The organism is Bacteroidia bacterium (assembly GCA_026932145.1).
Lineage (GTDB): Bacteria > Bacteroidota > Bacteroidia > J057 > JAIXKT01 > JAIXKT01.
The window spans coordinates 66,985-82,692 of sequence record JAIXKT010000043.1 but is presented as its reverse complement, the minus strand read 5'-3'; the positions used below and the strand labels follow the sequence as shown (position 1 = coordinate 82,692).

The 15,708-nt window shown below is 37.5% G+C and carries 19 protein-coding genes; 15 read left to right on the top strand and 4 right to left on the bottom strand.

Going from position 1 to position 15,708, the window contains the following annotated elements:
• Both LC115_09840 and lptE read right to left on the bottom strand, forming a co-directional pair.
• Window positions 1–2,093: hypothetical protein (locus LC115_09840; GenBank protein ID MCZ2356965.1), on the bottom strand; the 2,093-nt coding region annotated here is incomplete at its 3' end.
• A gap of 3 nt (window positions 2,094–2,096) precedes the next feature.
• Complete coding sequence (gene lptE / locus LC115_09835) at window positions 2,097–2,558, bottom strand: LPS assembly lipoprotein LptE (GenBank protein ID MCZ2356964.1); 462 nt, start codon at window positions 2,556–2,558, stop codon at window positions 2,097–2,099.
• 589 nt (window positions 2,559–3,147) lie between these two features.
• Here lptE and LC115_09830 point away from each other — a divergent pair.
• The 10 genes from LC115_09830 to LC115_09785 all read left to right on the top strand — a co-directional run bounded on the left by LC115_09830 (window position 3,148) and on the right by LC115_09785 (window position 10,110).
• Complete coding sequence (locus LC115_09830; GenBank protein MCZ2356963.1) at window positions 3,148–4,083, top strand: peptidoglycan DD-metalloendopeptidase family protein; 936 nt, start codon at window positions 3,148–3,150, stop codon at window positions 4,081–4,083.
• Window positions 4,083–4,553, top strand: coding sequence for a pantetheine-phosphate adenylyltransferase (gene coaD, locus LC115_09825; protein ID MCZ2356962.1), 471 nt, complete (start codon window positions 4,083–4,085; stop codon window positions 4,551–4,553). The genes LC115_09830 and coaD overlap by 1 nt, the downstream gene beginning before the upstream one ends.
• 11 nt (window positions 4,554–4,564) lie before the next feature.
• Complete coding sequence (locus LC115_09820) at window positions 4,565–4,993, top strand: GNAT family N-acetyltransferase (GenBank protein MCZ2356961.1); 429 nt, start codon at window positions 4,565–4,567, stop codon at window positions 4,991–4,993.
• 3 nt (window positions 4,994–4,996) lie between these two features.
• A complete protein-coding gene (locus tag LC115_09815; GenBank protein MCZ2356960.1) occupies window positions 4,997–5,446 on the top strand; it encodes a RecX family transcriptional regulator in 450 nt (149 codons plus the stop codon).
• Window positions 5,446–5,781, top strand: a complete 336-nt coding sequence (locus LC115_09810; protein ID MCZ2356959.1) for an MGMT family protein — start codon at window positions 5,446–5,448, stop codon at window positions 5,779–5,781. The genes LC115_09815 and LC115_09810 overlap by 1 nt, the downstream gene beginning before the upstream one ends.
• 52 nt (window positions 5,782–5,833) lie before the next feature.
• A complete protein-coding gene (locus tag LC115_09805; GenBank protein ID MCZ2356958.1) occupies window positions 5,834–6,544 on the top strand; it encodes a DUF4397 domain-containing protein in 711 nt (236 codons plus the stop codon).
• Between the two features lie 94 nt (window positions 6,545–6,638).
• Window positions 6,639–6,995, top strand: a complete 357-nt coding sequence (locus LC115_09800; GenBank protein MCZ2356957.1) for a hypothetical protein — start codon at window positions 6,639–6,641, stop codon at window positions 6,993–6,995.
• 32 nt (window positions 6,996–7,027) lie between these two features.
• The gene (locus LC115_09795; protein ID MCZ2356956.1) at window positions 7,028–8,167 is read left to right on the top strand and encodes a Signal peptidase-like protein; all 1,140 of its coding nucleotides are present in this window, start codon (window positions 7,028–7,030) and stop codon (window positions 8,165–8,167) included.
• Between the two features lie 7 nt (window positions 8,168–8,174).
• Window positions 8,175–8,636, top strand: a complete 462-nt coding sequence (locus LC115_09790; protein ID MCZ2356955.1) for a gliding motility lipoprotein GldH — start codon at window positions 8,175–8,177, stop codon at window positions 8,634–8,636.
• 4 nt (window positions 8,637–8,640) lie between these two features.
• The gene (locus LC115_09785) at window positions 8,641–10,110 is read left to right on the top strand and encodes a PAS domain-containing protein (protein MCZ2356954.1); all 1,470 of its coding nucleotides are present in this window, start codon (window positions 8,641–8,643) and stop codon (window positions 10,108–10,110) included.
• A 73-nt stretch (window positions 10,111–10,183) separates the two neighbouring features.
• Here the strand turns inward: LC115_09785 and fsa are convergent, their stop codons facing one another.
• Window positions 10,184–10,849, bottom strand: coding sequence for a fructose-6-phosphate aldolase (fsa, locus tag LC115_09780; protein MCZ2356953.1), 666 nt, complete (start codon window positions 10,847–10,849; stop codon window positions 10,184–10,186).
• 74 nt (window positions 10,850–10,923) lie between these two features.
• On the bottom strand, window positions 10,924–11,586 hold the full coding sequence (locus tag LC115_09775) for an NlpC/P60 family protein (GenBank protein ID MCZ2356952.1): 663 nt from the start codon (window positions 11,584–11,586) through the stop codon (window positions 10,924–10,926).
• 280 nt (window positions 11,587–11,866) lie between these two features.
• Between LC115_09775 and LC115_09770 the strand changes: the two genes are divergently transcribed.
• The 5 genes from LC115_09770 to LC115_09750 all read left to right on the top strand — a co-directional run bounded on the left by LC115_09770 (window position 11,867) and on the right by LC115_09750 (window position 15,565).
• The gene (locus LC115_09770) at window positions 11,867–12,784 is read left to right on the top strand and encodes a metallophosphoesterase (GenBank protein ID MCZ2356951.1); all 918 of its coding nucleotides are present in this window, start codon (window positions 11,867–11,869) and stop codon (window positions 12,782–12,784) included.
• Complete coding sequence (locus tag LC115_09765) at window positions 12,738–13,448, top strand: M15 family metallopeptidase (protein MCZ2356950.1); 711 nt, start codon at window positions 12,738–12,740, stop codon at window positions 13,446–13,448. The genes LC115_09770 and LC115_09765 overlap by 47 nt, the downstream gene beginning before the upstream one ends.
• A gap of 120 nt (window positions 13,449–13,568) precedes the next feature.
• The gene (locus tag LC115_09760) at window positions 13,569–14,786 is read left to right on the top strand and encodes an IscS subfamily cysteine desulfurase (GenBank protein ID MCZ2356949.1); all 1,218 of its coding nucleotides are present in this window, start codon (window positions 13,569–13,571) and stop codon (window positions 14,784–14,786) included.
• A 33-nt stretch (window positions 14,787–14,819) separates the two neighbouring features.
• On the top strand, window positions 14,820–15,230 hold the full coding sequence (gene iscU, locus LC115_09755) for a Fe-S cluster assembly scaffold IscU (GenBank protein MCZ2356948.1): 411 nt from the start codon (window positions 14,820–14,822) through the stop codon (window positions 15,228–15,230).
• Window positions 15,231–15,235: 5 nt separating this feature from the next.
• Window positions 15,236–15,565 (top strand): iron-sulfur cluster assembly accessory protein, encoded by a 330-nt coding sequence (locus LC115_09750; GenBank protein MCZ2356947.1) that lies wholly within the window; start codon window positions 15,236–15,238, stop codon window positions 15,563–15,565.
• Window positions 15,566–15,708 lie beyond the last annotated feature (143 nt).

The following is a 15,708-nucleotide window of genomic DNA, read 5'->3' as shown; positions in this document are numbered from 1 at the left end:
AGTTCTCGTTGGATTCTTTCTTGTTCAGCCTGAATAATTCGTTGATTTTCGGCTTCTTTTTCTGCTTTTTGTTTTTCTTCCTGTTCTTGTTTTGCTAATTCTTTGGCTGTTTGCTGTAATTCAGCACCGATGTCAAAGGCAAATGCAAGCCGGTCTTCAACAGTAGGTGGTAAGGTTTGTGCTTCTTCAATGAGGGGAGTTTGCTTGGTGGCCTCTGCTGATAGCAGATTAACTTTTTCAAAAAGAGTTGCTAATTGTTCATTGGAAACGTGTATTCTTATCTTGAGGTTATCCCGAATAATTTCAAAGGTATCTGGCGAGGTAGTTTGGGTTTCTATGGCGTTAAAGTGGTCATAATCAGGTCTTTTGATTCGTCTATTTTCGAATTCGGGGGGGGCAAAGCGGTCAAAGGAGGGTGATTCTTTTAAACTTGTAGATTGATTGCTTTCGGCTTCATTGCTTACTGAAATCGAAGAGTCTATTGCTACGGATTTTTCGATTTCAGTATTTTCGGGTTGGATTGGTGTTTTGGTTTTTTGCTCCGGAAGGGCATCCGAAGTGTCATTTATTTTAGCAGTTTTATTTTTATCTTTTGAATCAAATACTGGTTCCACAAAACGTTTCATTGAATCTGTAGAAACCCGTTTTTGGTCAGGAGAAGGAACTACTGTTTTATTGGCGGAGTCAAGATTAGTCTCACTTTCTAACGACGTAGTTATGGTGTTAAGAGGTGGATTATCTGCGGGAGGGTTTGTCGTTATTTGGCTAATTAGCGGTTCCGTTTTGGATATTTCTTCTGGGGGAAGAATTGTTTTCTGTTTTCGGTGTTCAAATTCAGGCTCTACAAAACGTTTCATTGAATCTGTTTGTATTCGCTGCGGAGTTTCAGAGATGATTGTATGTTGGTCTTCGGCAATTGATTGTTGGATAACGATCTCTGATTCTAACGGAATTTGTGTTTCCGGCAAAATCTGTTCCGTATGAATTTCTACTATTTCGGATAGATTTGATTCAGCAATTGGTTGGTTATGTGTGGAGAGTTTGTCGATTTTCTCCTCAGAGGTGTTGGTAATATCGCTTTGTTCTTTTGAATATTTAACGGAGGTTATAAGAGGTGTTTTTTTAGTATTTTCTTGATTATCAGATTCTTTTAAGAAGTTGTTCTCAGGAGTAGGTTTGCGGGTTTCAAATTCCGGATTAATGAATCGTTTCATTGATTCAGAGATAATTCTTTTTTCCTTTTCTACAAGAGGCTGATTATCAGTTATTACATCTTTTTTGGATGGAGTAGATATTTCATTTTTGTGTATAACTACGATCGAAGACTCATCTGGTTCTATTTCCGGTGTAACTTGAAGTTTTGAGCTAAGTTCTTCTAATTTTTTGGTTTTATTAAAAAGTTCTTCACGAGCTTTTTCTAATCTTATTTGATTATCAGATATTTCTGTTGATGGTATTTTGGTATTTTGGTGAGAATAACGAGATTCTTTGTCTGTATCTAATGGAACAAACCGAGAAAATGTGTTATTACTGGAGGTCTCTGCCGCGTCAAATGAGGCTAAATCCTCAAAAACCTTATTAGAAGACATTCGGCGAGGGTCATCTTGTTTTTTTAGGTGAGAACGAATTTGGGTGAAAATATCCTCTACAATATTAAAACGTGCTTGAAATGAGCCTTCAAATATAGCATCCATTTTTTCGGATACAACCGGATAAACAGGATCTTCAAGATTTGAAACCGGAACGTAATCAGGATAGGAGGATATTGGAAGTATAATTTCGTCTTCAGCCGGCTGATTAATCTTTTCTATAGTTTGCGGCTGACTTTTATGAGTTATCGGCGGAAGCGGTGCAGAAGTTTCTGATAAAGAAAGGTTTAAAAAACTCGGATTTGGGGTAAACAAAAAGGCTAACTTAACTCCAGAATGGTTTGTTAATGCTTGTGAATCTTCCTTAATTGCTTGTTTAGCAAGCAATACACGCAAAAGTGGAAAGTATGGATACTTCCTTGCCTGCTCCTGAAGCCATTCTGACTCTGCGCTATTTAACTTTTCAGAGCGAAGTTTTTCATGTAATTCTAAGGGAGATAACATATTTTACCAGTTAGCTAATGTACGATTAAAAATATCCTGCGCAATTTTCTCAGAAACCTCTTCCGAAAGCCGCTGTTGGTTATCGGCAAAGTTACCTGAAAAATCAACAAAATTAGAAAATGACTGTTCCCAATTATCCCCACTTTGTTGATAATTACTATAACGAACCAAAACAGTCATAGTTAAACGATTCTGTACTACCTCGTTATTACTCTGAACGGTAGCAGGTGCTAGGGTATAACTTGTTATTTCACCATTCAGCTTTAAATCTGCACTTTCAGACCGTAGTTTCAAATTAGTCTGAGAAAGAAATTTATCCTGTAATTTACTGGTAAATAATTGAGACAAAGGCGCATATACCAACGGAGCTTGGTTGGTAAATAATGGAATAGCAACCGTATTGGTATTTGGCGGAACAGAAGCCCCACTAAAAGAATACCAACACCCCGTGAAAACAGGTATCAAACAGAATATTATATAGTTCAACCATTTGTGCTGCATACTACAACGAAATTAAAACTTTTTTAGACCTAATAAGTATCCTATAAAGATTATTTCGGCAAAGTTACGAAAGTTTTGCCTCCCTATTAACGAAACTATCTAATTGAAAAATAGCTGATAAATAGATACTTAATAAAGTAAAAAAGAAAGAAAATACCATACTTGATAAAATTGGCAGATTATTAGATAATTTTCATCAAATAGAGAATAAAACTACTTAAATACTTAATACTTAGTGAATTATGATTTTTTTTAAGTGATTATTAACGTAATAGAATTGTGGTTCAGAAAGTATAAAGGTTATGGCTTTGTTGAAGAAGGGTTCTATTTTCATTGTTGGATACTTTTGTACTTCGGCAATGAGGATAAACAGCCATTATTTTGACTTCTGGCATAGACAATAAAGTGCCAAAAATCTCATCATACTTTTTGAACTACAACCCCCAATTTTATTCACAAGTTATTTTGGTGAGTAAAAACCTTGTTTTACTTTAAAAAATACTATTAACTTTGCAGCCGACATTTTTTAAATCCGTGTAAAATTTAAGTAGGCATGCAGTTATTAGTGATATTTTGGGATTACCTGATAGAGCATAATGGGGATTCAGCGTCTTTTTTTACGCTATTATTAGTGTTATTTTGTTTATTAACAGTAAAGGGTGTCGCCGTTCCTAATTGGCCTGGCCCCGGAGATAAAAAACCAATAGATACTCTTAATCTGCATTTGTCAGACCGGTTTTATTTGAATATAAACGATTCTTCATTTTTACCGGCTTTTGACTGTCGCTCAAAATATGATAATCATACGATTAACATTTATCGCTTAGATATGACTAAGCTGCAGGATACTTTTCCCGTAGTTATTCAAGGTCGAGCGGCGAATCGAAATTTTACCTTCCCCATTGTTGGCGAAGTTACCTCTGGCTTTGGGCACAGAGATTTGTGGGGTGGGCATTTTCATTATGGAATAGACATTGACCTCAAAACTGGAGACACCGTTTTAGCAGCTATGGATGGTTTTGTGCGTGTAGTGCGCTATGAGCCCGGCTATGGCAATTTTGTTGTAATCACCCATGAAGATGGCTTAGAAACATTATATGGTCATCTATCGGGTTTTTTGATAAAAGAAGGTGATGAGGTAAAATCTGGCCAACCAATAGCACGCGGAGGAGGTACAGGAAGAGTTACAGGCCCACACTTACATTTTGAGTTTCGCTTCATGGGCGAGCAAATTGACCCAACCAAAGTCCTGTCTTTTGAAGAACAAAAGGTGCTACAAGACACCATTTTAGTTGAGAAAACTTGGTTTAATCACTTATTAGAACGCCAAAAAATAGCAGCAATAGCAAAGTATCATGTTGTTAGACAAGGAGATACCTTATCTGCCATTGCTCAGAGGTATCATACCTCCATAACCCGCCTGTGTAGCTACAACGGAATCAGTTCGCGCACTATTTTAAAACTGGGACGTAAAATACGTATCCAGTGATGCGAATAGCTTTCTTTGCTGGCACCTTTGACCCTATAACCACAGGGCACGTAGATATAGTTTGTAGAGCTATCTCCTTATTCGACAAAATTATCGTTGGAATTGGAATTAATGCCGCAAAAAGTACGCTATTCTCTTTAGCTGAACGAAAGGAAATGCTAACCAAAGTATTTGAGCCTTACCAACAAGTTGTAGTTATTGGTTATCACGGACTTACAACAAATGCAGCCTTGCAACATAATGCTACTCATCTTTTGAGAGGCATCCGAACAGTTGCTGATTTTGAATATGAAAAAAGTATCTGTGAACTAAATCACCATCAAATGCCTCAAATAGAAACCGTTTTTTTGCTTTCAACCCATAAATTTGGTTTTATTTCTTCAACCCATGTTCGAGATTTAATTCGTCATGGCGGGAATATTTCCGGGCTAATACCGGATGAAATATTCCCTTTTTTAAAAACAACTTAACTTGATTTGCCATGGATTTTTGGGTATTCACGGCTTCTGCGCCGGTATTTGAACAATTATTATCCTTGCGTTATCAGGTAATGCGCCAGCCGCTTGGTTTAGAATTTAGCCCACAAGAACTTTCTATGGATACTATGAATGCCCATATTGGAGCATTTATAAATAATGAACTTATAGCTTGCTGTGTGATGCATCACTTAGATTCTAAAACCATAAAAATGAGACAATTAGCAGTTTATCCACAACATCAAAAAAAAACTTATGGGAAACAATTAGTTTGCTATGCAGAGAAGTGGGCTAAATATGCCGGTTATCAAAAAATTATTTTACACGCCAGAGACTACGCAATACCATTTTACGAAAAATTAGGCTACCTAAAAGAAGGAGAACCATTTACAGAAATTCAAATCCTTCATATCAAGATGTTCAAAAATATTTAGGCTATGATTGATAAAGTTATTTTAGATAAAATTTCCAGCTATATTGAATATCGGTATCGTTCTTTGCATGAAACAAAATTGAAATTACGACAATTAAAACTTTCTGACGCAGAACAAACCGAAATAATAGCGTATTTACTCGAAAAGGGCTTTCTGGATGAAGATAAGTTCATTACGGCATTCGTTCGTGGGAAATTTTTCCATAAATATTGGGGAAAACAAAAAATTCGTTACGGCCTTAGCTACCACCAAGTATCACAAGAAATTGTAGAGAAAATCATAAGCCGTGAAATTTCGTCTGAAGATTATGAACGAACAATTTTGCGGCTAATAAGTAAAAAAATAGGTGGCCAAAATCCAAGTGAACTAACACAACTTAAAAAGTATCAAGTATCACAATATTTGATTTCGCATGGCTTTAGTTATGAGGAGTTTACCAAATATTTAAGCTAATGCCGGCTCAGAATTGGGCTTTTTGTGAATCTGTATTTGATGTTGTTCGGAAAGTTCCCTACGGACGTGTATGCACCTATGGGAATATTGCTAAGTATTTAGGGGCAGTTCGCAGTGCCAGATTAGTCGGCTGGGCAATGAACCAAAGCCATAATGACCCAAGTATTCCAGCTCATAGAATTGTAAATAGACAGGGATTATTAACCGGTAAAATACACTTCACCCCGCCAGAACGTATGCAAATGCTATTAGAAAAAGAAGGAATTCAGGTTACAAATGACCAAATTATAGACTTTGAACGTAAAAATTGGAATCCAAACCATGAACTTATTTAGTTAAAACTCTTATCTTTGCCGGATTATAACTAAAAAATTAACTATTATTTTCATGAAATATTGGAAAAGTATTGTAGGGTTGGTACTTTTTACGCTAACAGCTTGCCAGTATGACGAGCCTTGGAAAGACGTTACCAAAACAAATCATAGCAAATCTTATGTAAGATTCATAAACTCGTTGCCTTCAACCAATGGGTCAAGATTAATAGGGCGGTACTACAATTCAGATTTTTTAATATTGGATTCTATTGCTTATCGTCAGGCGTTACCCAGTCATGGAACTCTTGCACTTACGAGTACAGATACCCCCTCAGAATTTGGCTACCCTCAATTTGAGATGAGCATCGTTTCGATAGCCAATAAACCGGATACTACCGGAAAAGTGGTTATCCCTTTATTAGAAAACCAAACCTATACTATTTTTTTGTATGACAGTTTGGGTAAATCTATGATTTTGCAGGTTCGTGAACCTTCTGACACCACTATCATAGATACTTCGCTGGCTGCCCTCAGAATGGTAAATTTGCGTAGCAGCACCCAAGCCGGCGTTAATCTGTATGTAAATGGAACTGAACTGTTTAGCGGAAATTTAGGCTTTAGTTTTTACAGTGCATTCACGCCCGTTCAGGCAACTACTGTAACCCTTGAAGCAAAAGACCCCGCCGGTAATGTATTAGCAACACTCAATAATGTTGATTTACATCAGCGTAAGTTTTATTCTGCTATCTTAGACAACCGAGGCTTGTACCTAATATCTAAATAAATTCTAAAATTCATAACTATCTTAAATTCTGCCAAAAATGAAGATTATTTTAGTATTTAGATATTTTCAATAATGGCAGCCTAAATAGTAACTAATGGTCGAATTTTCTGATGAACGCTGGCAGTACCTCCAACAAAAACTCACTCATTTAGTAGGCAAAATACCCTCATTAGAAGGTATCCTATTTATGATTGGCTTACGTGAGTTAGGTTCATCGCCACATACTAAGTTCAACAAAGAGGAAAAACAAGATTTATTAAATGTAGCTATTTGCACCATCCTATCTAAAGAAGGTTTCTATACATTTTTGGAATTTGATGCTGATAACTGGCCTCATTGGGAGCAAAGCCGCCCCATTCCCAAAATGAATCATCAAGAACAAGAAAATTTTCTAAAAAAAAATATTCTAAATTACTTTTCAGAAATTTATCCTGAAGTCATAACAACCTGATAACCAACTAACCATCTAAACACCCCAACATTATGGCTTGCTCTACCAATAGTTATGGCGGCTGCACTACCGGAGGCTGCGGAAAAAAAGGTTCCTGCAATTCCGGTAACTGTAATAGATTGAACACCTTTGATTGGCTCACAGGGATAGAAGCCCCCTTGCCAAATAGTACAGAAATATTTGAAGTTCGCTTTAAAGGAACTCGAAAAGGTTTTTATAGAAACGTACATAATTTTCATTTAATTACCGGAGATTCCGTAGTGGTAGAATCCGGAGACCGAGGCTGGGAAATGGGAAAAATATCCCTTAGCGGACCATTAGTAACTTGGCAAATGAAAAAAAAACACGTTAAAACCCAAGTTAAAGACCTGCCAATTATCTATCGTATTCCTACCCCCGAAGATATAACGAAGCAAGAACAAGCTCAAGCCCGTGAATTGCAAATTTTATTAGAAACCCGCTCCATTATCGTTGCCCTAAAATTAGACATGAAATTAGGCGAAATAGAAATGCAAGCTGACGGCACAAAAGTTTATTGCTTCTACATTGCAGATAAACGTATTGATTTTAGGGAATTAGTAAAAACGATTACAGACCGCTTTAAACTTCGTGTAGAAATGCGGCAGATTGGAGTTCGCCAAGAAGCCGGCCTTATTGGCGGAATCGGAACCTGCGGACGAGAACTATGCTGCTCCACTTGGCTAACTAACTTCCAAAATATATCTACTGCCGCTGCCAGATACCAACAACTTGCCGTTAACTCCCTAAAACTCGCCGGACAATGCGGTAGATTAAAATGCTGCCTAAACTTTGAACTCGAAACTTACTTAGATGCACTCAAAGAAATCCCCAATATCACCAAAATAGAAACTGAATTAGGCGTAGCTTTCCTGCAAAAAACAGACATCTTCCTAAAAACACTCTGGTTCAGCTATCCCAAAGATGATACATGGGTGCCCATCACAGCTGAAAAAGTAGTGGAATTAGCCGAAATGAACAAACAGGGAATCAAACCCCCCAGCTTGACTTCTATTAATGAAATAGAAAATGAAACTACTACTACTCGCCAACATGACTTTGTGGACGTAGTAGGCCAAGTCTCCCATGAATCACTAACTAAAAACGAACAAAGAAACTTCAAAAATAATAATAAACAAAAACGTAAAAAATAACCCTGATATGACTTTGAAGAACTTGTTTTTAGCTTGTGCGATACCTACCCTGATGTTTTTTTCATGTGAATCGGTTATTCAGAAATCCGAAAAAAACTTCACCACAGGCTGGAATATTCAAGATTCTCTTTCGTTTCTTTCTCCTGTTTTGCAACCCAGCAATTTATATCGCTTAAAACTGAACGTAACATTTACCGAAGACTATCCCTTCCGAAATATCTATTTTCAAGTAGGCATTGCACATAAAGACTCCTTTTTACAGCATTCTATAGCAAGATTTGAAACTTCTGATGAATCCGGCTATTGGTATGAAAAATCAAGTGGAGGAAAACATGATTTTGAGTGGATTGTCTTGGATAGCCTTACTTCCAAAGCTCCATCCCAGTATCAGTTTTCTGTAAAGCAATATATGCGCCTGGATACCCTGCCAGGAATTAGTTCCGCTAAATTAACGATTCAACAATTGTAGCCTTATGATTACCAAAATTGAATACTCATCCGAAATGAAACCGGAAATAAATTCGGATGAGATTGATAACCTCTGCACAATTATAGATAACCAGCTTCGTCATTTGTATGAATACGATACAGACCAATTTGGAACAGCCGTTTTGTCTATCGTATGCGCCCAAATAGAAGCGATACAGGGGGTATTTTATCAGGCAAAGTATGAGGAAGATACCCCTAAATTGGTGGCTATTGCCGGCTTTGGCGTTTCTATCGAGTCATTAACCCAATCAGAGGTTAAGCACCGGCAAGGTATTTTAGGGGAAGTATTCCAAGAATTTGAACAACGTTGGGTTTCTCCCTTGCCTGCCGGTCATTATTTAGGGCATAGTTCTATCGCATTTTTTCAAGCAAAAACATTGATAATAATGCCTTTAACAATGAACTATAAGTTAATTGGTGCTATCGAAATCTTACTGCTCCACGAGCTACACCCAAGCTACAAAACCCTCATCAAAAGAATCATAGATTCTATCTCAATACTATTCTTCAGTATTTTAAACAATCAAAGAATTAAAACATTACTTACTGAAAGTCAGGAAAATGCACGTATATTAAAAATCAAAGAAACAGAATTAGAGGCAAACTTAGCTGAGTTAGAAAGCCAAAAAGCAGACCTCGTAAACAACGAAACTGCACTACGAAGGGCTAATCAGCACATGGCTGAAAATTACCAAAAAACAGAAAATATTTTACAAAAACTACACGTCAGAGAAGCCGAACTTGAACAAAAAAATAAATACGTAAGTAGCTTATTAGTAGAATCTGAAACCGCCAAAAATGAACTCATCCAGAAAGAAATTCAACTTCAAGAGCAACTTGACCAACTTCATAATGCCCAAAAAGAAATCACAAGCCAAAAAGAAGACTTAGAACAATCTGTTTTTAGAGCTAATAAAGCCCAAGAAATTGCGCGCCGCTCTTTGGAAATTTCCCAAAAGAAAATGCGTGAATACAACGAACAAATTAGCGAAAACGAATTAACCATAAGTAATCTGAACCAAAACTTAGCAGAAAAAGATAATTACATACAGCAGTTAGAAAAAAATATTGCTGAACTAACCCAAAAAAAACTAATACTAAAAAAAGCTGATACAGAGCTTCATATAATTCACAAATATTTTCAGCAACACCAAGTCTATTTTCGCACAACCCCTGCGGGGAATATCTCCCAAATTAACGCTACATTTGCAAGCCTTTTTGGTTTGGTAAGGCAAGATGTTGTTGATAAGCATTATAGAACTCTTTTTGCCCTCAATCAAGAAACTGAACTATCTATCCAAAATCAAATTCAAAGAGGTAGAATATGGGTTGGAAACCTAAATATTATTTATAACGAAGAAATCCGGCAGGCCGTATCTGTTTCTATCATTCCGGTAGGAGATGAAAAGCAGCAATTAACGGAACTTATATTCCTGATTCCATTATCACAGTGATAACGCTTTCCCAATTACTTTTGAATAGTTTTAGTTGAAAAAAAACGAAGATACCGACACTGAACCTTACCTCTTATGAGGTAGTTTGGTCATTGAGTTTAGCGTAATCTCTCAGGAATATATCTAACCCTCTATCTGTGAGGGGGTGCAGCATCAGGGCTTGAAAAACTTTATAGGGTATAGTAGCTACATCTGCACCGGCTATAGCACACATACGAACATGGTCTATATTTCGGATACTTGCTGCAAGTACCTGAGTCTTAAATGAATAGCGTTTAAAAATACTGCAAATATCTTGGATAACGGTTTCGGCTGCTTTTGCTCCATATTCGTCTTCAAGACGGCCTAAGAATGGGCTTACATAAGTAGCTCCGGCTTTTGCCGCCATTAAAGCTTGCTGTGGAGAAAATACCAAGGTACAGTTTGTCTTGATTCCCTCTTCTGAAAATGTTTTAATTGCTTGAATACCGGCAGGGATCATCGGGACTTTTACCACAATATTTGGATGTAATCGTGCGTAATGGCGGCCTTCTTGCAAAATACCTGCATAACCCGTAGCAATAACTTCTGCGCTAACATCACCATCAACTAACTCACAAATCCGTGAATAATGGCTATCAACAGCCGTAATCCCTTCCTTAGCCATCAAAGAAGGATTGGTGGTTACACCATCTAAAACACCTAAGGAAGAAGCAGTTGTAATCTCTTCAAGATTCGCAGTATCTAAAAAAAGTTTCATTTTTCTTGATGCAAATTTATACGTATATCTCGAATAATTGTAAGATTTAGAAAAAATAAAGCGATATTATCACTTTATTGAAATACTCGCCTTGCCTTCAAATATCTTTGATTCCAATAATCTGACGATAGTTCGTCTATTCTAACACCGGTATTGGCGGCGTGAATAAATCGTATTGTTTGTTGGTTTCTTTCCAGCACGAGACCACTATGCCCTACGGTACCGGTTTTTCCGGTCGCAAAAAATATTAAATCTCCGGGACGAAGCTCATGCCGGTGAATGACCTCTCCAAATTCACTTTGTTCACGTGAAGTTCTGGGTAAAGTAACCCCAATTTCCCGAAAACTAACCATCACAAAGCCGGAACAATCCACACCCGTTCGGGTAATTCCGCCGGGTTTATAGGGAGTACCCAGATAAGAACGAGCAGTAGTGAGTAGTTTTTCTACCTTAATATTTTGGTTTCCTGCCGTAGGTGTGTTGCTTGGTGGTTTTACCTCTTTGGCGGTAGCCGGCGGGGTTTTAGGAGTAGTAGCTTTTTCATGGTGAACCACCGACGGAGCCGTATTACGCCCAGACTTTTTGCGTTTTGCCTTTGGGGTAGAAATATCCATATCTACCGCAACTTCATCTATCGGTAAATTACTCCGAGAATTTTTACCCGAAAAACAGCCCTGAAATAAAGCCAAAACTAAAATATAGAAAAGCCATCTTACTCCAACAATATTTTGTTGCATACGGTATCCATTTTGAGTGCTTCTACAAATTTAGCATTGCGCCTTGAATAAAATACTTAGTAGGCCAAAGTTAGTAACCAAAATATAATTACATAAAAACATGACTATCAATAGTTTAATTTATATTCACACTATTTTAAGGAGTTAAAAATCACCTTGTTAAAACTGTATATGATTAATAATAAACGGAATAACTTATACAGCCAAATAAATGTTCTCAGGATATTTTGAGCGTTCTTTTAACAGTTGTGGATTTGTTAATAAAGTGTAATTTTGCTTAGTGAATAGGCGTAGTTTTTTAGTAAATACTGCTATATTATCGGTATCTTTGCCGTTCATAGGTTTTGCAAAGGATACTTCTAAAACGGTTACAATACTGCACACAAATGACACTCATTCGCGTATAGATCCGTTTCCTGATGATGGTCGTTTATACGGAGGGTTAGGCGGAGTGGCTCGCCGTGCCGCTTTAATCGCAGCTATCCGAAAAACAACCGATAATGTACTGTTATTAGATGCCGGGGATGTATTTCAAGGAACACCTTACTTTAACTATTTCGGTGGAGAATTGGATTACAAGCTGATGTCTGCGATGAAATATGACGCAACGACCTTAGGTAACCATGACTTTGATGCCGGTTTAGCCGGCCTAAAAAAGCAACTTCCGTATGCAAAGTTTCCACATTTAATCGCTAATTATTCCTTTGAGCAAACACCCCTCGCCGGCGCGTTTATTCCGCATAAGATTTTTACCAAAAATCAAATTAAAATTGGTGTTTTTGGGCTGGGAATAGAAATGAATGGCTTGGTATCCCAAAATCTATTTCAACAAACTACCTATTTAGAGCCGTTGCAGGTTGCTCAAGAACAGGTAAAAATACTGCGCAAGCAAGGCACTCATCTCATTATTTGTCTATCACATCTTGGCTTTGAATATCCTACTCAAAAAGTTTCCGATAAAAAATTGGCAGATCAAGTATCTGGAATTGATATTATCATTGGAGGGCACACCCACACATTTTTGGAAAAACCATTTCTGCATACCCGTTCTGACGGTTCTGTCTGCGTTATCAACCAAGTTGGCTGGGCAGGAATTAATTTGGGAAAAATTGATGTCATTTTTTCCCAAAATCACAAAACTATTTCCGGTTTTGAAACTGCCGTTATTCCGGTTAGCGGTAACCCTTTTAGCATTTAATTTTAATCTTTACCCCTGCGAAAGCCAAATTACCAAACCCAATAAATATGGTGCCCGCGTAATAGATGATATTGAACAATACAAAAAAACAGTTAAAGCATATCCCTACAAATCAATGGTAGATTTAGGAAGTTTTATTCCCAATATTGTTATTGATTTAAAATATGCTACTGATAAAAATCTGATGCGCAAGCCTTTGTATAAAGACAAAACGGCTTATGTTCGCTTTCCGGTAGCCTTAAAATTATGGCAGGTACAAGAAGAGTTAGAAGAATTAGGTTATGGCCTAAAAGTGTGGGACGCATACAGACCCTATTTTGTAACCGTAGAAATGTACCAAAAATTAAATAAAAATTTTGTAGCTCATCCAAAGTACGGCTCAATCCACAATCGAGGGTGTGCTGTAGATATAACAATTATAGACTTAGCTACCGGAAAAGAACTCGAAATGCCTACCTCTCATGACCAATTTTCTTTTCGGGCAAGCCATAAATGTAATTATGTTTCCCCAAAAGCTGTTAAAAATAGAGAACTACTTAGAAATATAATGATAAAACACTCGTTTGTTCCCTTAGAACATGAATGGTGGCATTATGATTTCAAACTCTGGCGCAAATACGAACTCCTTAATCTGAGTTTTGAAGAGTTAAGAGAATCCGAATAAGCGTTAGCAAACAAAAATACCGTACAAATCTATCTCAAGAAATATTATGTTATGGAACTAAGATTGTTTCTTATTTGTAATTGGAATAAATATAAATTAATTTTGTAATCTTAAATACCCATGGTAAAGTTTCCCATTTATTTAGACAATAACGCTACCACTCGTGTAGATGACCGGGTACTGGAAGCGATGCTACCCTATTTTACCCAGAAATACGGTAATTCAGCGAGCCGAAACCATGTTTTTGGCTGGGAAGCAGAGGACGCTGTGGATTATGCACGAACCCAAGTTGCAAAACTAATCGGCGCAGATGAAAAAGAAATTATTTTTACATCCGGAGCAACAGAGGCTAATAACTTAGCTATAAAAGGGGTGGCAGATATGTATGCCAAAAAAGGAGACCATATCATAACGGTAATAACCGAACATAAATCTGTTCTTGATACCTGCTATCGCTTAGAAAAACAAGGGAAGAAAATAACCTTTTTACCGGTAAAACCTGATGGCTTAATAGATTTAGATACATTAAAGGCAGCCATTACCCCAAAAACTATTTTAATATCGGTTATGTTTGCCAATAACGAAATTGGCGTTATCCAGCCGATAGCAGAAATTGCTGCGATAGCACGCAGTCATGGTATTTTATTTCATACAGATGCGACCCAAGCTGCCGGCAAAATCCCAGTGGACGTTGAAGCGTTAAAAATAGACTTACTTTCATATTCTGCTCATAAGATATATGGCCCCAAGGGTGTTGGTGCTTTATATGTACGCCGTAAAAATCCTCGTGTGAAAGTAACTGCCCAGATAGACGGTGGCGGCCATGAGCGCGGTATGCGTAGCGGAACCCTAAATGTACCCGGCATAGTAGGATTCGGTAAAGCCGCCGAAATATGCCACGCCGATATGGAAAGCGAAATGGTACGCTTAGCCGAACTAAGAGACTACTTAGACCAAAACTTGACACAAATAGAGGCTTCCTGCATTAATGGAAACCCCAAGCACCGCTTGCCCGGCGTAACCAACATTAGCTTTAAATTCGTAGAAGGCGAAGGACTACTGATGGGAATTAAAGACATAGCCGTATCATCCGGCTCTGCCTGCACCTCCGCATCCCTTGAACCTTCTTATGTACTAAAAAGTTTAGGATTATCTGACGAAATCGCCCACTCTTCAATCCGGTTCGGAATCGGAAGATTTAACACCAAAGAAGAAATCGAAGTAACCATCGAAAAAGTAAAGCAAGCGGTAACACAACTCAGAAGCCTAAGCCCACTTTGGGAAATGTATCAAGAAGGAATTGACCTATCAAAAGTACAATGGCCTCACCACCATTAATTTTTAATTTTTAACTTTTAATTTTTAACTACCATGGCATATTCAAATAAAGTAATAGATCACTATACAAATCCTCGTAACGTAGGAACATTAGACAAAGAGCGTAAAGAGGTAGGCACAGGATTAGTTGGTGCACCCGAATGTGGGGATGTTATGCGCCTGCAAATTGAAGTTGATACAGAAACGAACATCATTACCGACGCAAAGTTTAAGACCTTCGGTTGTGGTTCAGCTATAGCTTCCAGCTCATTAGCCACAGAATGGCTCAAAGGAAAAACCATAGATGACGCACTTACCGTCAGCAATATGGATATTGTTGAAGAATTAGCTTTACCTCCGGTAAAAATTCACTGTTCTGTTTTAGCTGAAGACGCTATTCGTGCCGCTATCAATGACTATCGTGTAAAAAACGGATTAGAACCCGTTTCGAGTAATCATCATTAATAAGTATGGATATTCAAATTAGTGAAAAGGCCGCTAACCACATTCAACAGCTTCGTCAAAAAGCAAATCTTAATGACAACTACGCATTAAGGGTTTCGGTAGTGGGTGGCGGTTGTTCCGGTCTTTCATATCAGCTTGATTTTGACGATGAATCTTTGCCCGGAGACCAATTGTTTGAATATCTTGGCGTTAAACTTGTCTGCAACATCAAGAGTTACTTATACCTTGCCGGAACTACCTTAGAGTTTTCGGACGGGCTAAATGGCAAAGGATTTCATTTTGTAAATCCCAATGCTTCCCGCACCTGCGGTTGTGGAGATAGCTTTTCTGTTTAGAGTAAAAACCGGATATATCATTATTAGAAATTTTTGATCTATAGTATATTCTGTTTTTAAATAATCGCAAAGAGATTATTTAAAACAGAAGGAGCGCGTTGCATAACCTCTAAATTTTTAAAAAAGCCCAAATTTTCTCCCGT